Source organism: Nocardioides sp. (assembly GCF_035703625.1).
In the GTDB taxonomy this organism is placed as follows: Bacteria; Actinomycetota; Actinomycetes; order Propionibacteriales; family Nocardioidaceae; genus Nocardioides.
Genome location: NZ_DASSXS010000091.1, coordinates 1 through 4305 on the forward strand (window position 1 = coordinate 1; position 4305 = coordinate 4305).

Annotated in this window: 6 protein-coding genes; 3 read left to right on the top strand and 3 right to left on the bottom strand. The window is 72.5% G+C overall.

Annotation, left to right across the window (positions count from 1 at the left end; genetic code table 11):
* A partial coding sequence (locus tag VFN12_RS04645) for an alpha/beta hydrolase fold domain-containing protein (RefSeq protein ID WP_325117430.1) occupies positions 1-519 on the top strand: 519 nt, incomplete at its 5' end.
* A 322-nt stretch (positions 520-841) separates the two neighbouring features.
* On the opposite strand, the gene VFN12_RS04650 is transcribed toward VFN12_RS04645, so the two are convergent.
* Complete coding sequence (locus VFN12_RS04650) at positions 842-1204, bottom strand: DsrE family protein (protein ID WP_325117431.1); 363 nt, start codon at positions 1202-1204, stop codon at positions 842-844.
* A 23-nt stretch (positions 1205-1227) separates the two neighbouring features.
* Here VFN12_RS04650 and VFN12_RS04655 point away from each other — a divergent pair, with 23 nt between their 5' ends.
* Positions 1228-1722, top strand: coding sequence for an FABP family protein (locus VFN12_RS04655; RefSeq protein WP_325117432.1), 495 nt, complete (start codon positions 1228-1230; stop codon positions 1720-1722).
* On the top strand, positions 1719-2675 hold the full coding sequence (locus tag VFN12_RS04660; RefSeq protein ID WP_325117433.1) for a folate-binding protein: 957 nt from the start codon (positions 1719-1721) through the stop codon (positions 2673-2675). Before VFN12_RS04655 ends, VFN12_RS04660 begins: the two co-directional genes overlap by 4 nt.
* Before the next feature lie 4 nt (positions 2676-2679).
* Here the strand turns inward: VFN12_RS04660 and mshD are convergent, their stop codons facing one another.
* Both mshD and VFN12_RS04670 read right to left on the bottom strand, forming a co-directional pair.
* Positions 2680-3507, bottom strand: a complete 828-nt coding sequence (mshD, locus tag VFN12_RS04665; protein ID WP_325117434.1) for a mycothiol synthase — start codon at positions 3505-3507, stop codon at positions 2680-2682.
* A complete protein-coding gene (locus VFN12_RS04670) occupies positions 3504-4247 on the bottom strand; it encodes a response regulator transcription factor (protein WP_325117435.1) in 744 nt (247 codons plus the stop codon). Before VFN12_RS04670 ends, mshD begins: the two co-directional genes overlap by 4 nt.
* Positions 4248-4305 lie beyond the last annotated feature (58 nt).

Consider the following 4305-nt stretch of genomic DNA (forward strand, 5'->3'; position numbering starts at 1 on the left):
GCCGAGGAGCTCGGCGCCGACCCCGACCGGCTCGCGGTCGGGGGCGACTCGGCCGGGGGGTGCCTTGCGGCCACCACCGCCCTGGCCGCCGCCGAGGACGGGCTGCCGCTGGCCACCCAGCTCCTCGTCTACCCCGGGACCGACATGCGGGGTGGCTCCGAGAGCCGGGCGATGTTCGGTGAGGGCTTCTACCTGACCAGCCGGTTCATGGACCTCGCCCGCGCCCTCTACACCCCCGATCGCAGCACCCATGACGATCCCCGGGTGTCCCCCCTGCTGGCAAAGGTGCCCGACGGCCTCGCGCCGGCGTACGTCGCGACCGCCGGCTTCGATCCCCTGCGCGACGAGGGGGAGGCCTACGCCCGCAAGCTGTCCGAGGCCGGGGTGGAGGTCGAGCTCAGGCGGTTCCCCGACCAGATCCACGGCTTCTTCAACCTCGTCGGCGTCGGGCGCAGCTCACGCGCGGCGATGGCCGAGATCGCGGCCAAGCTGCGGGCTGCCCTTCACCCCGGCGGTTGAGCAGCGAGCGCCAGCGAGCGTCGTCGAAACCCCGGAACGGTGGGCAGGGCGGCGAGTCCGGGGTCGTCGCCCTGCGTGGGTGCGGGGGTTTCGAGGCTCGGGCCGTGAGACGGCCCTCGCACCTCAACCACCGGACGCAACCACCGGTGGTTGAGGTGCGAGCGAAGCGAGCCTCGAAACCCCGCAACCGAGGCAGGGCCTGGTAAACGAGCGCCTGCACGTCCGGCCGGAGGACCTCCTCGGTGAAGTCTGCGGCCACGGCGATCCGGATCCCGTCGATCACGTCGTCCTCGCCGATGTCGCGACGGGCCGCGCTGGTGGCTCAGTAGACGAGGGCCTGGACGTCGTCGCGGAGGATCTCCTCGGCGAACACCGCCGCGCCGGCGATCCGGATCCCCTCGATCACGTCGTCCTCGCCGATCTCGCGCCGAGCGGCGCACTGCGCGCACACCGTCACCGTGCCCCCCGCCAGGATCGCCGCCAGCAGCGCCTGGAGCGGCGTCGCCTTCGGGAGCGAGAACTCGTCGGCTCGCCCCGGCAGGGAGAACCAGGCCGCCTCCCCGGTCAGCCACAGCGAGACCTCGGCCCCAGCCGTCTCGGCCATGGCAGCGACCGTGAAGGCCTGGTTGCATCGCTCGGGGTCCTCGGACCCGCAGGTGACCTTGACGACCAGAGGACGCGTCATGTGACCACACTAGACTCCTCGACATGCCCTTCGAGATCCCCGACAACCTGCACCCGGACTGCGGTCCCGTGGCCTGGATGCTGGGCACCTGGGAGGGCAACGGGCACGGTGACTACCCGACGATCGAGAAGTTCCAGTTCGGCCAGGAGCTGATCTTCGCCCACGACGGGCGGCCGTTCTTCCACTACCTCTCCCGCAGCTGGATCGTCGACGAGGCGGGCGAGAAGGTGCGCGACGCGGCGCTCGAGACCGGGTTCCTTCGCTGTCGCCCCGAGGGCCACGTCGAGCTGCTGCTCTCGCACAACACCGGCTTCGCCGAGATCTGGTACGGCCAGGCGTCCGGGGGCAAACTCGAGCTCGCCACCGACGCGATCGCCCGTACCGAGTCCGCCAAGGAGGTCACCGCCGGGACCCGCCTCTACGGCAACGTCGAGGGGGACCTCCTCTACGCCTACGACATGGCCGCAGTGGGGCAGCCTCTGCAGCCCCACCTCTGGGCAAGGCTGCAGCGCGCATGAGCACCTCCCCGCTCCTCACCCTCCCCGGCGCCGTCGCAGGCGACGGGATCGACGCCGGCGTGGCGGCCCACTACGGGTCCTTCAACCGCGAGCAGCGCACGCTCGAGTCGGGCGAGGGGTTCGTCGACCTGTCGCACCGCGACGTCCTGCGGATCTCCGGTCCCGACCGGCTGACCTGGCTGCACTCCCTCACCACCCAGTCCTTCACCGATCTCCAGCCCCGGGTGTGGACCACCGCGCTCGTGCTCAGCCCCCACGGTCACGTGGAGCACGCCTTCCACGGGTACGACGACGGCGAGGCGTTCGTCGCCCACACCGAGCCCGGTGCCGCCCGGCCGCTCATCGAGTTCCTCGAGCGGATGAAGTTCATGACCCGGGTCGAGATCGCCGACGCCACCGCGGACCTCGCGGTCACCTGGCGCCCCCTCGCCGAGGAGGGGGAGCGTCGCGAGCCCTACGAGCTGATCCCCCGCGACCGGCTGGGCCAGTACGCCGAGGCCGCCGGCCCCCCGTGCGGCCTCTGGGCGTTCGAGGCACTGCGGATCGCTCGCGGGGAGCCGCGGCTGCACCTCGACACCGACCACCGCACGATCCCCAACGAGGTGGGCTGGATCGGCTCCGCCGTACACCTGGAGAAGGGGTGCTACCGCGGTCAGGAGACGGTCGCGCGGGTGCACACGCTAGGCCGCCCCCCGCGCCGCCTGACCCTGCTGCACCTCGACGGATCGGAGAACCGGCTGCCCACCCACGGCACGGAGCTCAGGCTCGGCGAGAAGGTGGTGGGCATGGTCGGCTCCTCCGCCCGCCACCACGAGCTCGGCCCGATCGGTCTGGCGCTGGTGAAGCGCAACGTGGCCCTCGACGCCCAGCTCGACGCCGACGGCCTGCCCGCCACCCAGGAGGTCGTGGTCGACCCCGAGGTCGGGCTGCACGTGCGCCCCAAGCTGCGCTGACCCCTCAGGTACCGCGCCGGTACATCACGTGGGTGTCGCGCGCCGCGTGGCCGAACCCGAGCCGGCTGTAGACCGCGACGGCCGGACGATTGTCGGACTCCACGTAGAGCAGGACCTCGCGCACGCCCAGCCCGGCCAGGTGGTGCAGGCCGGCCAGGGTGAGCACCCCGCCCAGGCCGCGCCCCTGCGCCTCGGGAGCGATCGCGACCACGTAGACCTCCCCGAGGTCGGCGGAGTGCTGCTTGGTCCAGTGGAACCCGAGCAGGCTGCCGTCGCGGTCCTCGGCGACGAGAAGCCCGGTGGGGTCGAACCACGGCTCCGCCATCCGCTCGGCGAGGTTGGCGGCGTCCATCGCTCCCTGCTCCGGGTGGTCGGCGAACGCGGTTGCGTTGACGCGGAGCAGCTCCGGGTCGTCGGTGGGTCGGTAGGCGCGGATCGTCACCCCCTCGGGGGCCGCCATCGGCGGCAGGGGACTGTCCGCCGCTCTGCGCATGACCCACAGCTCGCGGACCCGGTCGAACCCGCGGGTGGCCGCCAACCGTGCGGCGGCGGGATGGTCGGCGTGCGACCAGGCCCGGAGCGCGCTCTCGCCGGCCTCGGCCACGACGGTGTCCAGCAGGGACCCCCCGACCCCCTGCCGTCGCGACCTCGGGTGCACGACCAGGCTCAGGTCGTCGCCGACGAGCAGGGCGAAGGCGTCGGCGCGCTCCCAGCGGCGTACTCCTGCGCGGTCGTGCCGCAGCGCCATCAGGGTCGCCTCATCCAGCGGAGCGGCGCCGTCCTCCAGCTCCGCGGCCGCGGCGATGTCGACGATCGGGTCCGGGTGGCTCACGAAGCCGCCGAGGACTGGTCCTCGGACGCCTCCCGGTCGGCCGACGCCCGCGCAGGCTCCGTCGTCGGCAGGACGAAGCGGTAGCCGACGTTGCGGACGGTGCCGATGAGGGTCTCGTTCTCGGGCCCCAGCTTGGCGCGCAGGCGCCGGACGTGGACGTCGACGGTGCGGGTGCCGCCGAAGTAGTCGTAGCCCCACACCTCCTGCAGCAGCTGCTGCCGGCTGAACACGCGCCCGGGGTGCTGGGCGAGGAACTTCAGCAGCTCGAACTCCTTGAACGTCAGGTCGAGCGGTCGGCTGCCGATCTTGGCGGTGTACGTCGCGTCGTCGACGGACACCTCGCCCGACCGGATCACGTGGGCCTCCGGGTCGTCGGCGTCCCGCTGGGCGGCGAGGCGCCCGAGGGCGAGCTTGATCCGGGCCTCCAGCTCGGCGGGGCCGCACGTGTGGAGGACGACGTCGTCCATGCCCCAGTCGTGGGCGACGACCGCGAGTCCACCTTCGGTGACGACCAGCAGGACCGGGATGTCGGAGCCGGTGGTGCGGATGAGCCGGCACAGGTCGCGGGAGTGGGCGAGGTCCTGGCGGCCGTCGACGAGGAGGAGGTGGGCGTCGGGCGCCTCCAGCAGTGCACTTCCCTCGGCGGGCAGGATCTTGACCTGGTGGCCCAGCAGGGCGAGTCCGGGGAGGACCTCGGTGGAGGCCTGGAGCGCGCTGGTCAGCAGCAACAGGGTGCTCATGGCCAGGCCTCCTCCGCTTGGGCCGATAGGGAAGGATATCGGAGCATGGGCAGCGGCA